The organism is Candidatus Omnitrophota bacterium (genome assembly GCA_016929445.1).
Lineage (GTDB): Bacteria > Omnitrophota > Gorgyraeia > JAFGIU01 > JAFGIU01 > JAFGIU01.
Genome location: JAFGIU010000035.1, coordinates 20,883 through 41,928 on the forward strand (window position 1 = coordinate 20,883; position 21,046 = coordinate 41,928).

Annotated in this window: 9 protein-coding genes; 8 read left to right on the top strand and 1 reads right to left on the bottom strand. The window is 56.9% G+C overall.

Annotation, left to right across the window (positions count from 1 at the left end):
- The first annotated feature begins 59 nt into the window (after positions 1-59).
- Together JW937_02970 and JW937_02975 are read left to right on the top strand one after the other, a co-directional pair.
- Positions 60-590 carry a hypothetical protein gene (locus JW937_02970; protein MBN1586373.1) on the top strand — a complete coding sequence of 177 codons (531 nt, stop codon included), beginning with the start codon at positions 60-62 and terminating at the stop codon, positions 588-590.
- 164 nt (positions 591-754) lie between these two features.
- Positions 755-10,060, top strand: coding sequence for a helix-hairpin-helix domain-containing protein (locus JW937_02975; protein MBN1586374.1), 9,306 nt, complete (start codon positions 755-757; stop codon positions 10,058-10,060).
- Positions 10,061-10,216: 156 nt separating this feature from the next.
- On the opposite strand, the gene JW937_02980 is transcribed toward JW937_02975, so the two are convergent.
- Entirely contained in the window at positions 10,217-11,536 is a 1,320-nt protein-coding gene (locus tag JW937_02980) for a glycosyltransferase family 4 protein (GenBank protein MBN1586375.1), read from the bottom strand.
- Positions 11,537-11,767: 231 nt separating this feature from the next.
- Here JW937_02980 and nifJ point away from each other — a divergent pair, with 231 nt between their 5' ends.
- The 6 genes from nifJ to hypE form a co-directional block, all read left to right on the top strand.
- Entirely contained in the window at positions 11,768-15,349 is a 3,582-nt protein-coding gene (gene nifJ, locus JW937_02985; GenBank protein ID MBN1586376.1) for a pyruvate:ferredoxin (flavodoxin) oxidoreductase, read from the top strand.
- Entirely contained in the window at positions 15,342-16,370 is a 1,029-nt protein-coding gene (locus JW937_02990; GenBank protein ID MBN1586377.1) for a dihydroorotate dehydrogenase-like protein, read from the top strand. Before nifJ ends, JW937_02990 begins: the two co-directional genes overlap by 8 nt.
- On the top strand, positions 16,340-18,688 hold the full coding sequence (gene hypF, locus JW937_02995; protein ID MBN1586378.1) for a carbamoyltransferase HypF: 2,349 nt from the start codon (positions 16,340-16,342) through the stop codon (positions 18,686-18,688). Before JW937_02990 ends, hypF begins: the two co-directional genes overlap by 31 nt.
- Positions 18,689-18,705: 17 nt before the next feature.
- Positions 18,706-18,951, top strand: coding sequence for a HypC/HybG/HupF family hydrogenase formation chaperone (locus JW937_03000; GenBank protein ID MBN1586379.1), 246 nt, complete (start codon positions 18,706-18,708; stop codon positions 18,949-18,951).
- Positions 18,935-20,032, top strand: coding sequence for a hydrogenase formation protein HypD (hypD, locus tag JW937_03005; protein ID MBN1586380.1), 1,098 nt, complete (start codon positions 18,935-18,937; stop codon positions 20,030-20,032). Before JW937_03000 ends, hypD begins: the two co-directional genes overlap by 17 nt.
- Positions 20,025-21,046: hydrogenase expression/formation protein HypE (hypE, locus tag JW937_03010; protein MBN1586381.1), on the top strand; the 1,022-nt coding region annotated here is incomplete at its 3' end. The genes hypD and hypE, both read left to right, overlap by 8 nt.

Genomic DNA, 21,046 nt, shown 5'->3' on the forward strand with positions numbered 1-21,046 from the left:
GCGCAGTATGGCTCGTGAAGTGTCCGGGTGAACTTGGCCACAAGGAAAGAACTGAGTCTGTGATTCATCGTACATTGGTGAGTTTATTTCTTGCAGCAGGGTTGTTTCCGTTCTCCGTCGCCACAACGCTGGCCTTGGGGCCGGGGCCGTCGGTTTCAGTTCATCAGTGGGAATTCGACCAAGACGGCGACACAGAAGGATGGGGAGATTTGCGTGATGCCCTGGCGACTCCCCAGGTGCGCGGCGGCACGCTCCAGACTGAGATCACGGGTTCCGATCCCTGGATGGCTCTCATTCCTCCACAGGTAATTAGCGCAAAGTCTTGTTACCGGGCAGTCATTAAGTACCGGATATCAAGCCCGGACAACACGGCCCAAATCATGTGGCAGACCCGCCAGAATCCTTCCTTTGGGCAAGCAGGACAATGGAAAGACTTTCACATTGTGGCAGACGGTACCTGGCAAGTTGCGACCGTAGATTTGTCCAGATTTCCCTCCTGGTCGGGCGAAGTGCTCGGCCTTCGTTTGGATCCCGCCAAGAACGCCATCCAAGGCAGTGTAGAAATTGATTACGTGCGGCTTGAAGGGTAGTTGAGTAGCGTCCAATATGCGAAAAAAAGACGGTCTTACAAAAAATATACACCCGTCTTATCCAGTCCTTAACCTGTTTAATAAGATATTAATAGGCGGCAGGCTAATTCTCTTAACCGGTAATAGGATGAAGTAGTTAACCGATGTTAAATGATCTCCTCAGAATGAACTGGGTCCGGGCGATCGCATTTATGCTCTCCTATGCTCTCGTGTGGACCAGTTGTCCGGCCGGCTATGAAGTGCTCGCAGCTCCCGGACAGTACGCGCGTTTGTCCGCAGGCAAGCGCCTTTTCAATGCCAGATCAGATGCGTCTTCTGCGTCTCCCCGTCCCCTGGTTTCTTCGCCGCGTGAGCATTTCCAGAAGCATTCCGGAACAAATGGACTCGCAGTTCCCCCCGGCTTGGGCCGTGTGGCCGAAGTCTGGCAGCCTGAAGGTGTGCAGGCAAAGGGCATGCTCTTCTATGTTCAGGATGTCCATGCCCACTCCGGGGCACAGACGCATATAGCGGCTCTGGTCAAGTTCCTCAGCGAGGCCTCCGGCATCAAGACAGTTGCTTTGGAAGGAGGGGAGGGGCATTGTCCGACAGAAGCTTTTTCCAATTATCCATCCCCCCAGGCAGTGGAGCGGGTGGCTCAACTCTTCCTCAACGAATCTTTGTTTACCGGACCTGAGTACTTTGCTGTGGTCAATCCCGGTGAGGCGAAACTCTACGGAGTGGAAGACAGCTCCGCCTATCGGGAACATCTCCTTGTCCATCAGAAGTGTGGGGACTCGCGTAGCCGCACTTTGGCTTCTCTGTCCATAATTCAATCCGAACTGGATGCACTGAAGGAGTCCTGGTATCCCGAAGATCTCAGGAATCTGCAGGAAAAGCGGCAGGCCCTGAATTCCGGCAACGAGGCTGCATTTGAAGACTATGTCGAGGCGCTGCTTCGCCTGGCCCAGGCCCAACGGCTCGATCTGCATGCTTATCCGCAGGTGGCCGGCTTGGGCGTGGCAGCCCGCTTCTCCAAGGAGCTGAAGGAGCAGGAAGTCAAGAAAGACATCAAAAATCTCTTGGGGGCATTGACCCCCCGGCTCAACGGCAGGGAAATCCGCGAGCTCAAGGATCTGATAAACGAAGGCCAGAAAAACGAGCTCAGTCTCAATTACTATTGCCAGGCCCTGGGGAAGCTTGCGTACTGTAAGGGATTGCGCATTTCCCCATTCGAACCTAAGACAGCCATTGAATCCAGCCCTGAAAATCTGACGATTCTTAGGGAAGCCTTGGAGAACCCTCCCGTTTCCCGTTTCCCTGTGTTTTCTCAGTACGTGGTGCTGCATCAGTTGCAGGGTGCGGTGCATTCCGAAGAGGCCTTTCAGGAAATGAGAGGTTTGGAGCGGTCTGTGGAGGAGGCCTCCCTCAATACCGAGGGCCAGAAAATTCTGCATACGATCCTCTCCCAGGCAGAGCAGATCCAAGGGCTTGCCACACTTAGCCTTTCTCCCGAGGGATGGACCGAATTCCGGAGCGAAGCGGAAAGGGGGAAGCTTTCCGCAGCAACCTGGGAGACCTTGCTGCGGCAGTTGAACCTGTGGAAGGAGTCGCACAAGGCGCTATTGACCGGAATCTTTGAGGCGTTGCCCGATCACGAGCGCTATTACGAATTGGCCAATGAACGCGACCGGATTTTTGCCGCGAACACTCTGGAACTTCTGCGGAGGCAGCCCAAGCGCGGCCTGATCCTTGTCACCGGAGGTTTCCATACGCCTGGGGTGACGCAGCGTCTCCGGGAACAAGACATTGCCTATGCGGTGATTGCCCCGCGCTTTGAGGGAAAGCCGGATGACAGAGTGTATGAGAGCCGCTTGAGAGGCGAGTACCCGAGCTTTGCGCAGCTTTCGAGCCGGCTTCATCGGCAGGCTCTGGGCCCTGCGCTCGCCACATGGCCCGGAAATCCCGGTTCTGCAGAATTGGTTACTCAGTTTCTCAGGTTGGCAGGCGCTACACCGGTGTCTGCCCCTGTTCAGGCGGCTCCGGCGGATCAGGCGATGCCGCTCTTGAATCCCACCCGCGCGGCCACGGAACCTGCGCTGGATCCGGGGCTTGTCGAAGGCGTGGAGGCCGCGGTTTTGGCCACCACGGGCAGGACGCCCTTACCCTTGCTCACTTCCAAGCAGCGTGAAGATGCCCGGACGCTGCGGCCCATTCCCCGGACGGAAGGTTTGCCCACAGAGCCGTCTCCTCTGAGTCTCATGACCGCTCGCAATTCCCGGTCGCGCAAACCCGAACCGGCGCCGACGCGGGGGCAGTGGCTGGAGCAGGCCCGGCAGATCCGGCGCGCAGAAGCCGATGCCGAAGGTGCCGGGGTTGGGAACTTGACACGGGAAGAAGATAAAATTGCGCCTCCAGCCCTGGAAGCAGAACGGCCTGAAGTACCTGAAATACCTGAAATATTGGAGGAGCCGGACTTCTTGCAAGACTCTTTGGCGGCAGATCCGCCAGCAGATTCAAACATCATTGAGGAGCCTCGCCGCCGTGTGCCACGGAGTCGTGCCCCTGCGTTGCGCATTGGAGGTCCTCGGCGGGTTATTAAGCAGGCGGCCGTGGTCGTTCTGTTGTGCGTGATGCTTTTCATGCCATTCCGCAGTCTGTTGCCTCCGGTGGGTCATTCAAATGGCTGGGCTGAGTCCGGTCCCGTTGCTTGGATGCTGGATTCAGTGGATACCGTCACCGACTTCATCGGTCTGGGGCCCCGAATAGTTGAGGCTCAAGGTGGGGGAGGGACAATTCAGGAATTCCCCGCACCCAGTGAGGCAACACCTCCTGCGGAAACAGAGGAGGCCGTATCTCTTGCTGCAGCAGAGCAGGGCCGGTATCCCGCTCCTGCCCGGGCAGCGACAGACGGCCGGGATTTGGTGGCGCGCAATGGGTCGGGGGAGGTTATAGGCCATTTCGGAAACGGGCGGGCCTTTCAGGTTCTGCGCCTGGTCTTTATTCCCCAGGATGATGATTTCTTTGTGAATTCAGGGTTGGATGGGGAGGATTACCCAATATGGGCGGTTGTCGAATTTGAGGATGGGGAAGCCTTGGTTGCCTGGGGTCTCACTGAGACTGATGATTCCATACAGATCGAGACCCAGATAAGAGAGTTGCCGCAAGCCCGAGTTGGCAATGTGAGTACGGCTGATGGGCTGGGTTTGCGAATTCGCGATTCTCAAGGGGTGATTGTTGGAGGCATCCCTTCCGGGACGCCCATCGAATGGGATCAAGAGGTGGAGCCCGGCGATGATTTCTTCTTTAACACGGGACTGGTCCGGGCAGATCATCCTCTTTGGCTTTCTGTGTCCTCCGGAGACGTTGATGGCTGGGTTAGCGCAACCTGGGTGGATGTAACGGAAGAGGCTTCCACTGCAGCGCCTGCGGATCCCTTGGATGCAGCAGCCGCATTCGATCCGCTGGATGTGCCAGCAGCAAGCGCAACACCGGATGCGTCCTTGCCACAAGCTGCAACACCGGCAGGGACGGCCCCACAAACATCATCCGCGACGCCACCACCGAACTCGACTGTTTTTGTCCAGCCCGGCGCCGGTGCGAGTCAGCCTGCAGCAAGCTCTTCTGCTGCAGCGCCTGCTGTAACGCCGACAGGGACGGCCCCACAAACATCATCCGCGACGCCACCGCCGAACTCGACTGTTTTTGTCCAGCCCGGCGCCGGTGCGAGTCAGCCTGCAGCAAGTTCTTCCGCCGTGAGTGTCCCATTGACGGCCGCTTCTCTGACGAGCGTGAACCGTCCGTCTTCTGTAATGCCTGGGATTCTGCAAATTCCGCTTTTTGGTGCGATAGGGGCTTTTCTTGCATTTCCGGTCTTCTGGATGCGGGCTAGACGCAAGCATGTAAGAAAACAGTTCCGGGAGTGGGAGAAAGCCGCGGAAAGTGTGAACTATGCGGATTCGCCTGGAAACCACCCCAACGAGATTTCTCTTAGCCTGCTGGAATCAAACATCGAAGAGCTGGAGCAGAATCTGGAAAAACTTACTCCTCTGGAAGTGATCGTGGGCTTGGAACGCCAGTTGCAATATGCTCTGAAAGTCATTACAGAAAATGAGTTGAACCTGGATTCCTTAACAGACGAAGCGATTCACACAATCGAAGAGCGGCACCATAGGCTTACGCAGTGCGCGGTTCGCGCCAAGCGTCTGCTGGATCCCCGAATCGATCAATTAGAGGCCTTGAGTCCATCAGAGCGTCGCAGACTTGTTTTGGTGGGGAAGCAATGGAGCCTGATGGCAAGGTATGGTGTGACCGTCAGTGACAGCCTTCACTTTGCTTATAACCTGAGAATGATGAGCGCTTATGACTTCTGGAGGCCTCTGAAGGTGGTCTGGGGCATTTCGGCCGATATCGTCCATTCAGAAAATATGTTGCGTAAGCGTTTGGCCGAAGCTGTAGAAATCGGAAGGACGATCGACAATGGCCTGTACCAGGATCGGAAAGAGCTTCAACGCATGCGTCTGGCGATCCCCACTCTGGCATTTAGGAATGGCAGAGAATTCCATGGTATAGACCGTTCTTGGGTCTGGCGGAAGGTGCTGACTCGCTTTGCGCCTTTGGCATTTACAGGTTGGAAGTTGATGGAGCTCAAGGAAACAATTTCCAAAGGAGCTAGTTCTTCGGAAATTGTTGTTGCAGGAGCCCAAGTGGTGATGATGGGTATCGGAGCCTCTGCCGGGCTTTCCTGGGCCGCATTGCTCATTGGTTGGAATATGCGGCACCGGGAGTATCAGAAGGTGGCTGGTGAAATTGAAACCTTTGATCGCCGCCTTGAAGGCTTTCAAGAACAGAATTCAATCACTCTTTGGAGCGGTCTACGGAATGAATTTTTGAGAATGGAACTTCAGCAGGCACAGCGAGCTTTGCCACGGGCCTTAAATGCTGAAACGGCGGCTACACACCTTGTCGTGGTTGTGGTTGGACCGGATCCAGAGAGAAAAACTATTCTCGAAGGACTCGTGAATCAAGCGCGTGACGCAAGAGGGAACTCCATACTCGTGCCGGAAGGCGTTGAAGTGGTGTTTGTGGAATCAATGCCGGGACATAGAGGGGACGGCCTTGCTGTGATGGCAGGCATTGATGCGATTGCCGAATTTGCAGATCGCGCTGGGATGGATCCCTCGCGGATAAGGTCCTCTTTGATTCTCGCAGATGAAAGCACGGCATCCTTGGAGACTCTGTTGACCGCCCTTCCTATTGAATTTGATGGATTCGCAGGTCTTCAGCGAAAGTTGGAGATTGAAGGCATTGCTCCGATAAATGGAGTCACGGCGCTGGAAATGGCCTTTATCAACGGGTACCGCTTCCACGAAAAACTCCAGGCCCAGGGTGACTCCGGCGGAATCGTGTTTTTGGATGGGGGAGAAATCTATATCGGACCGACCAAGTTGAGTCAGGAAGCGGGGATTTTTGTGGTGGGGACTCAAGCATCCGGCCATCAGGTCGAGGAGCAGGGACTCGATGTCGTGTTGGATGATCCGGAGACAGGGAGGATCCGTAAGCTCTATACCGAGTTCTCTATGGACACTATCAGGAACTGGCTGGAGGCCAAGACTGTGGGGGATGCTTTTGATCTGGGCAATAACAGCCGGCGGCAGTACACCGCAGCCACTGAAGTGACAGTAGGGCGTTTTCGGAGTGCGAAGGAATTCGAAGAATTCCAGGGTATGTTGGCCGCTATGCGCGGGAGTATGGCCCGGATGCAAGAACAGATGCACGGCAGGACAAACGGAGATTTTAAGGCGGACCTTGGCTGGAGAGCTCATGTATTAATTCCCGGCATTATGGTTGCCAACGGGGAGCATTTGGGTCCGTATGCCTCGGTCCGGTCAGGGCTAAACGGAGTGGACGATGCTGTCCCCGTTCTCGAGGTCACTGTGGAGCATACCCCGCTATGGGAGAGTTTGCATGTCCGCAGCGAAATGGCTTTGCCCTATGCGTGGCAGATTAGTTTAAGTGAGGATGAGCGACAGAAATCCCGCCAGCTATACGAACTGGAAACCTTGGGATCCAAGACGGCTTTGATCGCATCAGGGCGTCTCTCATCCTCGGGAAGACTGAGAATAAACACAGCAGTACGCGAAGGTCCAAACACGGTTGAGGAACTCTCCGAACTGCTTTCCATATTGGTGCAAGAGATCGGTGGCCCCTATCATTGGGGGCGGACGGGTATCCAGTTTGTAGAAAACCATTCTGATTCGGCGGTAAGAATCATGGGGACCCAGGCCAAGCCTTTGCTGGTGTTGCCTGCAAGACTGCTCGATCCCAGAGTGTTTAGGGAGAATCCCGAACTATGGACGGTTATAGCGGTTGAGCTGGCCCGCAGTCTCTGTGCCGTTGCTGGTTCGCACAACCGGAGAGGGCCTCCTTTTGTGGGTGGTTTGCTAACCCGGTCTTTTCCTCGCCGCTATACAGCCAAGACACTCCCCGAAGTTCTAAATCGATTCCCGGTTGTTCTTCCGCAATTTGCGGACAATCTTTCTGGATTATTGAAGCTTGCTGAGACCCCGTTTGATTTGGAAGAGCGGCTCAATAAGAGTATGCAACCGCTCAGTCTGGCGGTTTCGGATGCTGCGGTTGATGCTCTAGTCGAGGCAAGCGGTGTTGTGTTCGCGCCCGGGGAGGATCTCCCGGATACCATGGAGATTGCTTTGCAGGGGCTTGAGAATATCGCGGCTATTCCGGCTGAGTCCTTGGAGCTTGCTCATATTGACACCTTCTTGATTCGCATCAAACCGCTCCTTAATCACGAGCGGCTTCTTCCCGAACTCTTTGATGCCGCTATTTCTCCGGATAATATTTCCGCTCAGGAGCGTGTGGAGACACTTTTTGAACGTTATAAGAGGTTGGCGGATGCAACGCTCGAACTTTTGAAGGTGGCTGAGGAAAGAATCGAGAGCCGGGCAAGTGTGAACGACTATGAGAAGATCCGTCTCGAAAATCTAACCCGCGAGCTCTTTCCTATTGCGGAATATTGTCTCAAATACCGGTATTCGATCCTCAACAATGCCTACAATTTGAGGCATTTTTCCGAAGACTATCGAGTCAGAAATCAACGTGGTTTGGGAAGGAGCTTGAGCTGGATTGTCACCTCTATCTGGGGAATGAACGACGAAGTGCAACACGCCCGATTCAAATTACACGAGGCCGTAGATGAATTGGTAGCCTTGGGGAATGAAATCGATGGGGGCCTTTACACAGATCCTGATTCAGCAGGCCGCTTGCACCGGGCAGTCGTTCAGTTGAGCCAATCGGAGTCCCGGCATATGGGTACGCGCACCCTTTGGATTATGCGCAAATTGATGTCTCGTGGCATCAGTCTCGTGTTTGCCGGAATGGCGGTCGCGCCCATTGTGTGGGGTCTTATTCATGCGGTTTATACGGGCCAAGCGCCGCCTAGTGCGGCAGAGACTTTCGCGTCTGTTTCTCAAGGATTGTTGGGTGTAGGTGTTTCTGTCGGGTTATCTTGGGGGGCTATTCTTTATGGCCGTTATGATCAAGGGCGTGGATATCGTTTGGGAATGAGACGATTGAGACATTTGGAACAAAGGCTGAGTGAGTTAACGGACATTGAGTTGAGGGGTCCGGAAGTTCGCAGGCAGCTCCTTCGCTCTGAAATCGTGCGTACGGGCGAAGTGCACCAAATGATAATGAAGCAGCCGGAAAGTCCTGGGGAAAAGAAGCCTGTGGACCTGGTTTTGGTGATGTCCGGGAGTGAAGATTCACACGCGCAGAAAATCGAAAGACATATGAGTGACAACCACCAGGTGCTTGTGCCTCCCGGTGTGGCATATGCTGTGCTGCGGAGTCCTGCCGGGACCGCAGGCAGTGGTTATGCAGCGTTGGAAGCGCTCAGAAACCTTGCTCCGGAGCAATTAGGCGTCCTGATGGAGGAATATCCGGAACTGCAAGGCCGTCCCCTGGACGATCTCAATGTCATTATCATCCTTGCGGATGGGCCGGACACAGAGGCCTTGATGACGGAGCTGCCGTTTGGAGATGCTCCGGGTCTTGGGAGGCCGGCCACGGTTTTAGACTATGCGTTCATGAATGCCTATCGGGGAATTGAAGCACTGGCATCAGAGGATGAGAGGGGCCTGGTCATTGTTAATCCCGATAGCCTCCATCTGGGTGCGGTGCAGCTTGCACGGGATCAAGAAATGACCTTGGTCGGTGCTTGGGCCAGCCATCGCCAAGTTGACAGTGAAGGTTTGGGAGTCATGCTTGCAGACGGCAATGGCCTCCTGAGAAAGCTCTATGACAAGTTTGATTTTGGCCAGATCCGGAACTGGTTGGAACGCAGAAGAGTGGGCCGTATCTTTGATCTGCGCGATGAAGACTTGGAGCAGATGGTTGCCCACTCGGGGATCACCATCATGCGATTGGGGGAAGGTAGAGGAGAGAAATTGTTGCTCTGGCAGAATGCCCTCCGGGCGGCTGTAGACAATCCGGGTGCCGATTTGGGACTGCGTGCGGAGGATGCAGGAACAGTGAGTCTTGGATGGACCCGCCATGCAGTCATTCCTCGAATTATGGCGATTCAGGATGAGCGCATTGATGCGTATATCCGCCGTGTCGAGGGGCTTGCTCCCGATCCGGCCTACTTAGAGTTGGTGCGGGCGCACCAAGCGACTTACAAAAGCGGATTAGGCCCAGCGAGCGTCGGGACTGCGGTGACATGGGATGCCAAGACCGTGCGCTTTGGAAAGGGAGACCCGCAAGGGCAGGTAGAAGCTCTCCAAGAACTCGCTGGGGGAGTTTGGGGTGAGGCTGCGGCACAAACGGCAACAGAGCCGCCTGATGCTTGGGGGCTCGGAACCTGGTCTGCTGCTGCGGGTGCTTTGGAGGGCGCTCTTGGCACAAGGCTGCTGCCTGCGGCCGCAGGTCCGTCTGATGGAAGCGAGGTGCTATCATCGGCAGGAGCGCTGTTGCTTGAGCGCCTAAATGAGGCGGTTGCCGAAGATTTTCAAGCGGTGCCTGGGGTTACCGCAGGAATTGCAGAGCGCATAGTGATGGAGCGCGGGAGGACCGGCGGTTTTGAGACGATAGCGCAATTGACGGGGGTGAAAGGGATTGGTCCGGCTCGACTCATCTTGATCCTGCGGCAAGTGGCTCCTGATGAAATGGATCAGCTTCTCTCCCTCTTGAATTCGCCCTCTCTGGGAATCGGCAAGCTTCGGGAGATACCTGGTATTGGACGTCAACTTGCGCGGGAGATAGTCCTGCAGCGCAAAGAGAATGACTTTGAATCCATGTATGATTTAATGACCCGCGTTAAGGGCATCGGATTCAATCGAATGATGGCGATTCTGCTCCACCTGGCAGAGGAGCCTCCTGCCGTAACACTCACCGAATTGGACCTGCCTGAGCTAGTAGCCCCTCTTGGGGATGAAGAAGTACTCCAGCTTCAAGCACTCCTAGCAAGTCAATTGTAAAAAAAGATCAGGGACAGTTCTTACGCTCGATTCTCTGAGCAGAAAAAGAACTGTCCCCGATCCAAAAAAGTTGGAGGGAGATGCCCTTCCTGCCGCCATCCAACAGGAAAGGGCTTTGGGTGGTAGGTTGTGTCTGATCTCCCTCCAAGGGGATTGTTAGATTCGTCGGCTCCTGCGAACAATTTCATCCAAAGCCCAGAAGTGCTCAGTTTCGGTGAAGCGCACCCGAATCAACTCGCGGCCAAATAGGACGAGCTCCCTGCGCAGATTCGCATCTTCGAGAAGCTGCTTGATGGCGCGCGCGAGGGTGGAGGAACTCTTGGGTCGAACCAATACCCCGGTCTTGTCCGGGATGATCCATGTGGCTAAGTCCCCCACATTGGATGCAATGATCGCGGCCCCGTGGGCCAGGGCTTCTGCACAGACTTTGCCGTGGGGTTCACTCCAAAGAGAGGGCAGCAGCACGATATCTGCCTTGCGGTAGAGTTCCTCGCTTTGGGTCTCATCAGGATTCCCCACATAGTGCAGGATGAGCCGGGGATTGAGCTGTTTGGCTTTGTGGATCAGTTTCTTGCAATGGGCCCAGTAACGCTCATCCTGGACCGGGCCTGCAATGGTGAAAAGAAGCTCTTGGGAAAACTCCAGCCGCATCAAGGCCTCCAGAGCGATATGCAAGCCCTTTTCAAAGGCAATGCGGCCGTTAAAAAGGAGACTCGGGTAATCCCTGTTGGCTGAGGGGAGTATTTCGCGCACCGGTCTGCTGACCGGGTGCGGGAGTACATGGATCTTGGATTTAAGCTCCGAAAGATTACGGATGAGTAACCCGCGCATGAACTGCGACGGCACAATGAGGGCGTCCGCGCGTTTGGCAAAACGCAAGAGGTCCAGACGGGACAGCAAGTCTTCCCCCAAATACTCCCTTTCCTTATGTTTCTGGATACAGTAACCCAGTTTGAGATTTGAAAGGCATTTCTCTGAGAGAGGCGTCCGGCACTCGGGATTCACGGTGTCCAGACGGGCGCGGAGCTCTGACAGACAGGTGAGATGATGGTCGTGGATGAACCACAGAAGACTGTATTTTCTGCCGGGAGACAGAAGTGCCTCTAAAATACCTATATCAAATATGTTATGAACAAAAACCAGATCTGGGGCCAGGGCCCGGACCGCCCTGGAGATCTGCTTAAATGCTTCTGCGTTGTCCCGGTTTTGGGACAAGGCACCCACACATTGAGTGGAGCGAAAAGTGTGCCCCAACTTGCCGCAAAGCTGTCCGTAGATCAGGTGGGATTCAATGCCGATAGAGAGAAGTGCCTTGGACGTACTGTCTATGTACTGCTCGGTGCTGCCCAATTGCCCCCCGTGGTCGTTGATATGCAGGACGGAGCGTACCCCTCTCAGCGCAGCAGATGGCCTGCCCTGCCCGAAGCGGAGTCCCTCTATTCCTTCGAACTCGTGTTGCTTTTCAGTCCATTGCATGGGGCAATCCCTCCTTCAGCTCATTCTGGATCTGCAAGTGTGGCTCTAGAGTGGGCCAGGCAAGTACTGATGATTTTTTTAAGCTGTAATGTGTGAGTAAGATAGGAAAAATGTAGGAGATAAGTGTATTTTGTGACAAGTATCATGTAGGATATGGAGATTCCTCTATAAAGTGGATCTTTTGAACCCATGGAACCAGCTACTAAGAATCCCCCAGTCGGAGAATCCCTTATGACTCGAACCCAGGTAACCATTGATGGGAACGAGGCGGTCGCCTACGTTGCGTATCATATCAACGAAGTCGTCGCCATTTATCCCATCACCCCTTCATCTAATATGGGGGAGTGGGCGGACCTCTGGTCCTCCCAACAGAAACCGAATATTTGGGGCAGCATCCCCAGCGTTGTTGAAATGCAGAGTGAAGGCGGCGCGTCCGGCGCGCTTCACGGTTCACTGCAAGCAGGTTCCCTTACCACCACATTCACGGCCTCCCAAGGTCTTCTTCTGATGATTCCCAATATGTACAAGGTTGCCGGCGAATTAACGCCTGCCGTCATTCACGTGGCTGCGCGTTCGGTTGCGACGCAGGCCCTCTCAATTTTCGGAGATCATAGTGATGTGATGGCCACGCGCCAGACAGGCTTTGCGCTGGTGGCCTCGGGCTCCGTCCAGGAAGCCATGGATTTTGCTTTGATTGCCCAGGCAGCGACTTTGGAATCCCGGATTCCCTTTTTGCATTTCTTTGATGGATTTCGCACCTCGCATGAGGTGATGAAGGTGGAGCAGTTGAGCCCCGGGGATATGCGCGCCGTATTGGATGATGCCACAGTGCGCGCGCACCGGGCACGGGCCTTGTCCCCGGATCGCCCCTTTATTCGCGGCACTGCGCAGAATCCGGACGTGTTTTTCCAAGGCCGTGAAGCGGTCAATCCCTATTACCTGGCTTGCCCCACGATCGTGCAGGCTGCGATGGATCGTTTTGCCGAAGTGGCCGGGCGCCGGTACCGCTTGTTTGATTATGTGGGCGCGCCGGATGCCGAGGACGTGATCGTGCTCATGGGTTCGGGCGCGGAAGCCGCGCACGAGACAGTGGAACACTTGGTGCAGCAGGGCCACAAGGTCGGCGTGCTCAAAGTGCGTTTGTACCGTCCCTTTGATACCGAAGCTTTTGTGAAGGCTCTGCCCGGCAGCGTGCGCCGCATTGCCGTGCTGGACCGCACCAAGGAGCCGGGCTCCATTGGTGAGCCGCTTTACCAGGATGTGGTCACTGCTCTGAGCGAAACGGTTCCTCAGGGCATTGCTCCCTTTGCCCAGATGCCCCGGGTGACCGGCGGCCGTTATGGTCTTTCCTCCAAGGAATTTACCCCGGGAATGGTCAAGGGTGTTTTTGACGAGTTGAGAAAAGACAATCCCCGCCAGCACTTCAGCGTGGGGATTCTGGACGATGTCACGCACTTGAGCATTGACTACGATCCGGGCTTCAACATCAAGGACCCCGAAGGTGTGCGGGGTGTGTTCTACGGTCTGGGTTCGGACGGGACCGTGGGCGCCAACCGCAACTCCATCAAGATCATCGGCGGTGGAACGGACAGCAATGCCCAAGGTTATTTTGTTTTTGATTCCAAGAAGGCGGGCTCGATCACGACCTCGCATCTTCGTTTTGGTCCCCGGCCGATTCACTCGACCTATCTTATTTCCGAGGCAAATTTTGTGGCCTGCCACCAGTTCACCTTTCTTGAGCAGATTGATGTGCTCAAGAGCGCGGAACCCGGATCCACATTCCTTTTGAACAGCCCCTATGGGCCGGATGAAGTATGGGCGCATTTGCCAAAGCGCGTGCAGGAGCATCTCATTCAGAAGAAGATGCGCTTTTTTGTGATCGATGCGTACACCTTGGCCAATGAGACGGGCATGGGACGGCGCATCAACACCATCATGCAGACCTGTTTCTTCAAGATCAGCGGGGTGCTTCCCGAGGCTGAGGCCATTGAAGCGATCCGGGAGTCCATACGCAAGACCTACGGCAAGCGCGGCCAGTCGGTGGTGGACAAGAACCTGCAGGCTGTGGACCGCTCCCTGGAGCACTTGCATGAGGTGAAGGTGCCCGGTGAGGTGACAAGCACTTTCGATTTGCGCCCGCCGGTGCCTGCCGGGGCCCCGGACTTTGTCCAAAAGGTGACGGCCCAGATCATTGCGGGCAAAGGCGACGATTTGCCCGTGAGCGCCTTTCCTGTGGACGGCACCTACCCGAGCGGCACCACGCAGTGGGAGAAGCGCAACATCGCTCTGGAGGTCCCGGTGTGGGACGAGGCCCTCTGCATCCAGTGCGGCAAGTGTGTGATGGTGTGTCCTCACGCGGTGATCCGCACCAAGATTGTGGAGCCTTCGGCATTGAAAAGCGCGCCGGATAGCTTTAGGACCGCGGATGCGAAGTGGCCGGGCTTCAAAGACCAGAAGTTTACGCTGCAGATTTCGCCCGAGGACTGCACCGGGTGCAAGCTGTGCGTGGAGGTGTGTCCGGTCAAGTCCAAGAGCGAGGTGCGGCGCCGCGCCATCAATATGGAGCCCATAGAGAATGTGCGCGAAGAAGGAATCGCCCATTGGGAATTTTTCCTTGGACTGAATGAGGTGGACCGCACGAAGTTGGCTTTCAATCGCGTGAAGGACCTGCAGCTCTTGCAGCCCCTGTTCGAGTTCTCCGGGGCTTGCGGCGGCTGCGGCGAAACTCCTTATCTCAAACTCATGAGCCAGCTCTTTGGGGACCGCGCCTTGATCGCCAATGCTACGGGCTGTTCCTCTATATATGGAGGCAATCTCCCGACCACGCCCTGGTCTGTGAACCACGAGGGCCGCGGACCGGCCTGGTCGAATTCTCTGTTCGAGGACAATGCCGAGTTCGGGTTGGGCATGCGCTTGGCCGTGGATCAGCAGCGCGCCTATGCCACTCAGCTATTGCAGCAACTCGCTCCGGAGCTCGGCGATGAGCTGGTCAATGCCCTGATCGGGGCGGACCAGGGGAGCGAACAAGGTATTATCGATCAGCGCGAGCGGGTCAAAGTGCTGCGCGATAAACTTCAGGGCATGAATTCCGCCCCAGCCGAGGACCTCAAGGCCTTGGCCGATGTCTTGGTGGACAAGAGCGTGTGGATTATCGGGGGTGATGGTTGGGCCTACGATATCGGCTTTGGCGGGTTAGACCATGTGTTGGCCTCCGGACGGAATGTCAATTGCCTGGTTCTCGATACGGAAGTCTATTCCAACACGGGCGGTCAGATGTCCAAAGCCACGCCGCTGGGCGCGGTGGCCAAGTTTGCCGCGGGCGGAAAACAGACGGGCAAGAAGGACTTGGCGCTTATGGCCATGACCTACGGCAATGTGTATGTCGGCCAGGTGGCCTTTGGAGCCAACGATGCCCACACCCTCAAGACCTTTATCGAGGCTGAAAGGTACGACGGCCCTTCCCTGATCGTGGCCTACAGCCACTGTATCGCGCACGGGTATGATCTGGTGCGGGGTCTGGATCAGCAGAGCGGCGCGGTGAACTCCGGGTATTGGCCGCTCTTCCGCTATAATCCCGATTTGAAGAAGGAAGGCAAGAACCCCTTCCAGTTGGATTCCAAACCGCCCAGTATTTCTCTCAAGAGTTATGCCTACAACGAGGTGCGTTACACGATCCTGGCGCATTCTCATCCTGAGGCTGCGGAGGAGCTGTTGCATTTGGCTGAAAAGGATGTGCGCCGCCGTTTGCGCACGTATGAGTACTTGGCTGCCGCTAATAATGAAGAAAAGACAGGAGAGAAGGAAAATGCCTGACCTCTCAACAGATTATCTGGGAATGACTCTGACAAGTCCTTTGGTGGTTTCCGCCGGGCCCATGTGTGAAAGCCTGGATGCTATCCGGCAGATGGAGGACGAGGGGGCGGGCGCCGTGGTTCTGCACTCTCTCTTTGAAGAGCAGATTCTTGTGGAGAGTGATGACTTGGACCGCCAGCTTTCTGCGGGCACCAATAGTTTTGCCGAGGCCATGGACTATTTTCCGGATCAGGGGATTTACCGCATGGGGCCCGAGGCCTATCTGGAACACATTAGCCGGGCTAAGGCTGCGGTGGATATTCCGGTCATTGCGAGCCTCAACGGTGTTTCGGCAGGCGGATGGGTGAAGTATTCCAAGCTTATTCAGGAAGCCGGTGCCGACGGGCTGGAGCTCAACATCTATTTTATCCCGACAGATACGGACCAGACTGCCACACAGGTGGAAGCAAACTATCTGGCGATTGTGGATGCGATCAAAAAGGAAATCACCCTGCCCGTTGCCGTGAAACTGAACCCGTTTTTTACTTCCCTGCCGAACTTTGCCAAGCGGCTCGACGAGGCCGGGGCCGATGCCATGGTCTTGTTTAACCGCTTCTACCAGCCGGACTTTGATCTGGATACCCTGGAGGTGGTGACCAAGCTGCGCATGAGTTCTTCCTATGAACTGCTCACCCGGCTGCACTGGATCGCCATATTGTTCGGGAAGGTCAAGGCGGATTTGGCCCTGACCGGCGGGGCGCATACCGGGGAAGATGTGCTTAAGTCCATGATGGCCGGCGCCAGGGTGGCCATGATGACTTCGGCCCTTTTGGAGCGTGGGCTGAACCATTTGTCGCGAGTCAAAGCGCAGATAGAGTTGTGGATGGAAGAGCACGAGTATGAGTCGATCCGGCAGATGCAGGGCAGCATGAGTCTGCGTTCCATTGCCAATCCTTCTGCGTATCAGCGGGCAAATTATATGAAGGTGTTGAGGACCGCAGCGCTTCATAACTGGCCGGAGGAGAGTGGCGGAAGGCTTTAGTGTCCTTAGAACGTCTGCGCGTCTTTCTTCATGGGGCGGTTCAGGGTGTCGGTTTTCGTCCTTTTGTGTACGGGCTGGCACAGGAACACGGCCTCAGGGGCTGGGTAAGCAATACACCCGAAGGCCTTTGTATTGAGGCCGAGGGCCCCACACCCGGTCTCCAATCCTTTCTCTGTGACCTTTCCCTTAAAAAACCCGCACATGCCTTTGTCCTGGGTTTGGAATCCTCCTACTTGGATCCCGTAGGTTATGAAGGATTCGAGATTCGCGCTTCCGGGAAGAGCGGTCCGAAGAGCGCCCTGATCCTGCCGGATATTGCCACCTGTGCCGAATGTCTTAAAGAAATCCTGAATCCCGGGGACCGGCGGTTCCGGTATCCTTTCACGAACTGCACGCATTGCGGGCCGCGCTTCAGTATTGTGGAAGCCCTTCCGTATGACCGGTCCAATACCACGATGCGCGGCTTTGAAATGTGTGATGAATGCCGGGCTGAGTACGGGGACCCGAAGAACCGGCGCTTCCACGCGCAGCCGGTTGCCTGTCCTCAGTGTGGCCCGTCATTGGAATTATGGAATCCGCAGGGCGGGGTTCTGGCGCAGGGACACGAGGCCCTCTGTGTGGCAGCCCGGGCCCTGGAAAAGGGCTTGATCCTGGCGCTCAAGGGCTTGGGCGGTTTTCAACTGATGGTTGATGCGGCCCAGGAAGAGGCGGTCGCGCAATTGCGCGCGCGTAAAGAGCGCGAAGAAAAACCCTTTGCACTGATGTTTCCTTCGATGTCTGTTCTGCGCGAAGTGTGTGAGGTTTCGGCTTTGGAGGAGCGTTTGCTGCTTTCACCCGAAAGCCCCATCGTGTTGCTGGAGCACCGTCAGTCAGACCGTAGTGTTGCCGCTGCTGTGGCGCCGGGCAATCCCTGTCTTGGGGCTATGCTGCCTTATACTCCTCTGCACCATTTGCTTTTGGCCGAGGCTGCTATCCCTGTGGTGGCGACCAGCGGGAATCTTTCGGATGAGCCCATTTGCATTGATGAGCAGGATGCCTTGCAGCGCCTGGGTAAGATTGCGGATCTTTTCTTGGTGCACAACCGGCCTGTTGCGCGGCATGTGGATGATTCCATCGCGCGTGTGGTTCTGGGGCGGGAAATGCTTTTGCGCCGGGCGCGCGGCTATGCGCCCTTGCCCATTACGGTGAATGGTGAGGCTGGCGGGCCTGCCTTGGCCGTGGGCGCGCACCTCAAGAATGCGGTGGCCTTTTCCGTTCCGGCCGAAGGGGATAGGACCCGGGTCTTTCTGAGCCAGCACATCGGAGACTTGGATACGCCCCGTGCCGTCGAGGCCTTTGAGAGGACATCCGCTGACTTGCCTGCGGTCTATGAGGTGAAGCCGGAGCGTATTGTGTGCGACAAGCATCCGGATTACCGGTCCTCACAATGGGCTCAAGCGTGCGGTGCGGGAGTGATTGCAGTGCAACACCACGTGGCGCACGTGCTTTCCTGCATGGCCGAAAACGAACTCGAGGGTCCGGTTCTGGGCGTAGCTTGGGACGGCACAGGTCTGGGAGACGACGGCACAATTTGGGGCGGAGAGTTTTTGCGCGCAGAGAGTGGAGGCTGTTATGAGCGCGTGGCGCATTTGCGGCAGTTCCTTTTGCCCGGAGGGGAGGCGGCTGTGCGTGAACCCCGGCGCTCTGCCCTGGGTCTTCTGTATGAAATGTTCGGGGAGGAGCTTGTGCGGAAAAGGGAGCCGGCCCCGCTCCGGGAGTTTTCCGAGGCAGAGCTCAAGACCCTGGTCTCGGCCCTGAAATCGGGTGTGAATACCCCGCGCACCTCGAGTGCAGGCCGGCTTTTTGACGCGGTCTCTGCCTTGCTCGGGATCCGCCAGGTGCATGCCTTTGAAGGGCAGGCGGCCATGGAGCTGGAGTTTGCCGCAGCCGGGGCAAAGGCTGCGGGAAGCTATCCCTTTCCCTTGGGGCCCGCATCGCAGGGGGCTCCCGCAGTGCTCGATTGGGGGCCTGCCCTTGATCTGATACTGCGGGATGTGGACAATGGGAAGGCGTTTGGATCCGTGGCCCGGGCCTTTCACGAGGGCTTGGCCCAGGGGATTGTGAGTGTGGCGCAGTTCTGCGGGCTGGGAAAAGTGGTCCTCACGGGCGGTTGCTTCCAGAACCGCTTGCTCACCGAGCTCAGCGTAGAGGCCTTGAGGAAAGCCGGGTTCAAGCCCTATTGGCACCAGCGTGTGCCTCCCAATGACGGAGGCCTCGCCCTCGGCCAGATAACCTTTGTTTCACGGTGCCAGGCACCGGTGCCAGGCACCGGTGCCTGACACCAGAGTGGGGAATTATGTGTCTAGGTATCCCAGGAAAGATTGAAGCCCTTCTCGATGAAGGGGAACTCACCCGCAGCGGTAAGGTCAGCTTCGGCGGCATTACCAAAGAGGTGAATCTGGCCTATGTGCCCGAAGCCGGGGTGGGTGATTACGTGATCGTGCACGTGGGTTTTGCCATCTCCAAGGTGGACGAGGAAGAGGCGATGCAGGTCTTTGAATACCTGCGGCAAATCGAGGCGCTCGGTGAAATATCTGGATGAGTACCGCGACGCCGAAGTCGCCCAAAAACTGGCCGGCGCAATCCGCAAGATCGTGACGCGTCCCTGGGTGCTCATGGAGGTTTGCGGCGGCCAAACCCATTCGATTGTGCGCTACGGCATTGATACCTTCCTGCCCCAAGAGGTGGAACTTGTACACGGGCCCGGCTGCCCGGTGTGCGTGACGCCCCTGGAACTCATTGATCGCGCCTTGGCCATCGCCTCCAAACCCGATGTCATATTCTGCAGCTTTGGCGACATGTTGCGCGTGCCTGGCTCCAAAGAAGATCTCTTTAGTGTGAAGTCCCGCGGAGGCGATGTGCGCATTGTGTACTCGCCCCTCGACGCGCTGCATTCGGCAATCCAAAATCCGGACAAGGAAGTTGTCTTTTTTGCCGTGGGCTTTGAGACCACTGCCCCGGCCAATGCCATGGCCGTGCATCAGGCTCAGCAGCAGGGGATCGAGAATTTCTCCATTCTGGTTTCGCACGTATTGGTGCCGCCCGCGATCCGAAGCATCCTGACGGCCCCGCAGAATCGCGTGCAGGCCTTCTTGGCGGCGGGTCATGTCTGCTCGGTGATGGGCTTTACGGAATACGAACCCCTGGCCGCGGAATTCCAAGTGCCCATTGTGGTCACGGGCTTTGAGCCCGTGGACATTCTGCAAGGCGTGTACTTGTGCGTGAAGCAATTGGAGGAAGGCCGGGCTGAAGTGGAAAACCAATACGCGCGTGCGGTTCAGCGCGAAGGCAACCGGCCGGCCATTGAATTGGTGCAACGCGTGTTCCGGGTGGTGCCGCGGAAATGGCGGGGAGTGGGGGAGATTCCGTACAGCGGCCTGGCCCTGGCCGGTCCTTATGCGGGCTTTGATGCGGAAAAACGTTTTGATGTGGGCGAACTGCACGCTGAGGAATCTCCGGAGTGCATTAGCGGCCGGATCTTGCAGGGCACGGTCAAGCCCCCCGATTGCCCGGCCTTCGGCACGCGATGCACACCGGAGCGTCCTCTGGGCGCGACCATGGTTTCCTCTGAGGGCGCGTGCGCGGCCTACTACCGCTATCGCAGGACCGGGGCCCATGTCTAAACCTGTTGCCCTCAACCTGTCCTGCCCCTTTCCTATCAGCGACTACCCCACGGTCCAACTGGCGCACGGCAGCGGCGGCAAACTCATGCACCAACTCATCGAGCGCATGTTCCTCGCCGGCTTTAAAAGCCTTGAACTCGACGCGCGGCATGATGCGGCGTTGCTCGTGGCCCCGGGCACGGCGCTCTCCTTCACTACCGATTCTTATGTGGTGCAGCCCCTTTTCTTTCCGGGCGGGGATATCGGCAGCCTGGCGGTGTACGGCACGGTCAATGATTTGGCCATGAGCGGGGCGCGCCCCTTGTGGCTGAGCGCGGGTTTTATTTTGGAAGAGGGTTTTCCGATGGAGGACCTGTGGCGCGTGGTGCAGTCCATGCGCGCGGCGGCCGCGGCCTGCGGGGTGCGCATTGTCACAGGCGACACCAAGGTCGTGGATCGGGGCAAGGGGGACGGGGTCTTCATCAACACAGCAGGCATAGGTGCCCGGGAAAACGCGCTTGCGATCGGGCCGGCTCAAGTGCGGCCCGGGGATTCGGTGATTGTCAGCGGAGACCTGGGACGCCACGGCATGGCGATCATGGCCATGCGCGAGGGCCTGAGTTTTGAGAGCGCCTTGGAGAGCGACTGCGCTCCCTTGGTGGAGCCGGTGGCTGCGCTGCTGAATGCGGGCGTGCCCGTGCACTGCATGCGGGACCTGACGCGCGGCGGATTGGCCAGCGCTTTGGTGGAAATCGCCGAAGCGTCCAAAATGCAAATTTCGATCCGGGAATCGGAGCTTCCCGTGTGTGCCGAGGTGCAGGGCGCTTGCGAGCTTCTGGGTCTGGACCCGATGTATGTGGCCAACGAGGGCCGCTTCGCGGCCTTTGTGCCGGCTGCCGAGGCCGGGCGCGCTTTGGAGATCCTCAGGTCCCATCCGGTGAGTGCGGGGGCCGTGCCTATCGGGGAGGTTGTCAAAGGCCGCCCCGCCGGGCTCGTCACCCTTGTGTCTCACATCGGCGCCGGGCGGATCGTGGA

Excerpts from the sequence above, each read along its gene's own strand:
- JW937_02975 (MBN1586374.1), top strand. The coding sequence starts at position 755 with ATGAACTGGGTCCGGGCGATCGCATTTATGCTCTCCTATGCTCTCGTG.
- JW937_02980 (MBN1586375.1), bottom strand. The coding sequence starts at position 11,536 with ATGCAATGGACTGAAAAGCAACACGAGTTCGAAGGAATAGAGGGACTC.
- nifJ (MBN1586376.1), top strand. The coding sequence starts at position 11,768 with ATGACTCGAACCCAGGTAACCATTGATGGGAACGAGGCGGTCGCCTAC.
- JW937_02990 (MBN1586377.1), top strand. The coding sequence starts at position 15,342 with ATGCCTGACCTCTCAACAGATTATCTGGGAATGACTCTGACAAGTCCT.
- JW937_03000 (MBN1586379.1), top strand. The coding sequence starts at position 18,706 with ATGTGTCTAGGTATCCCAGGAAAGATTGAAGCCCTTCTCGATGAAGGG.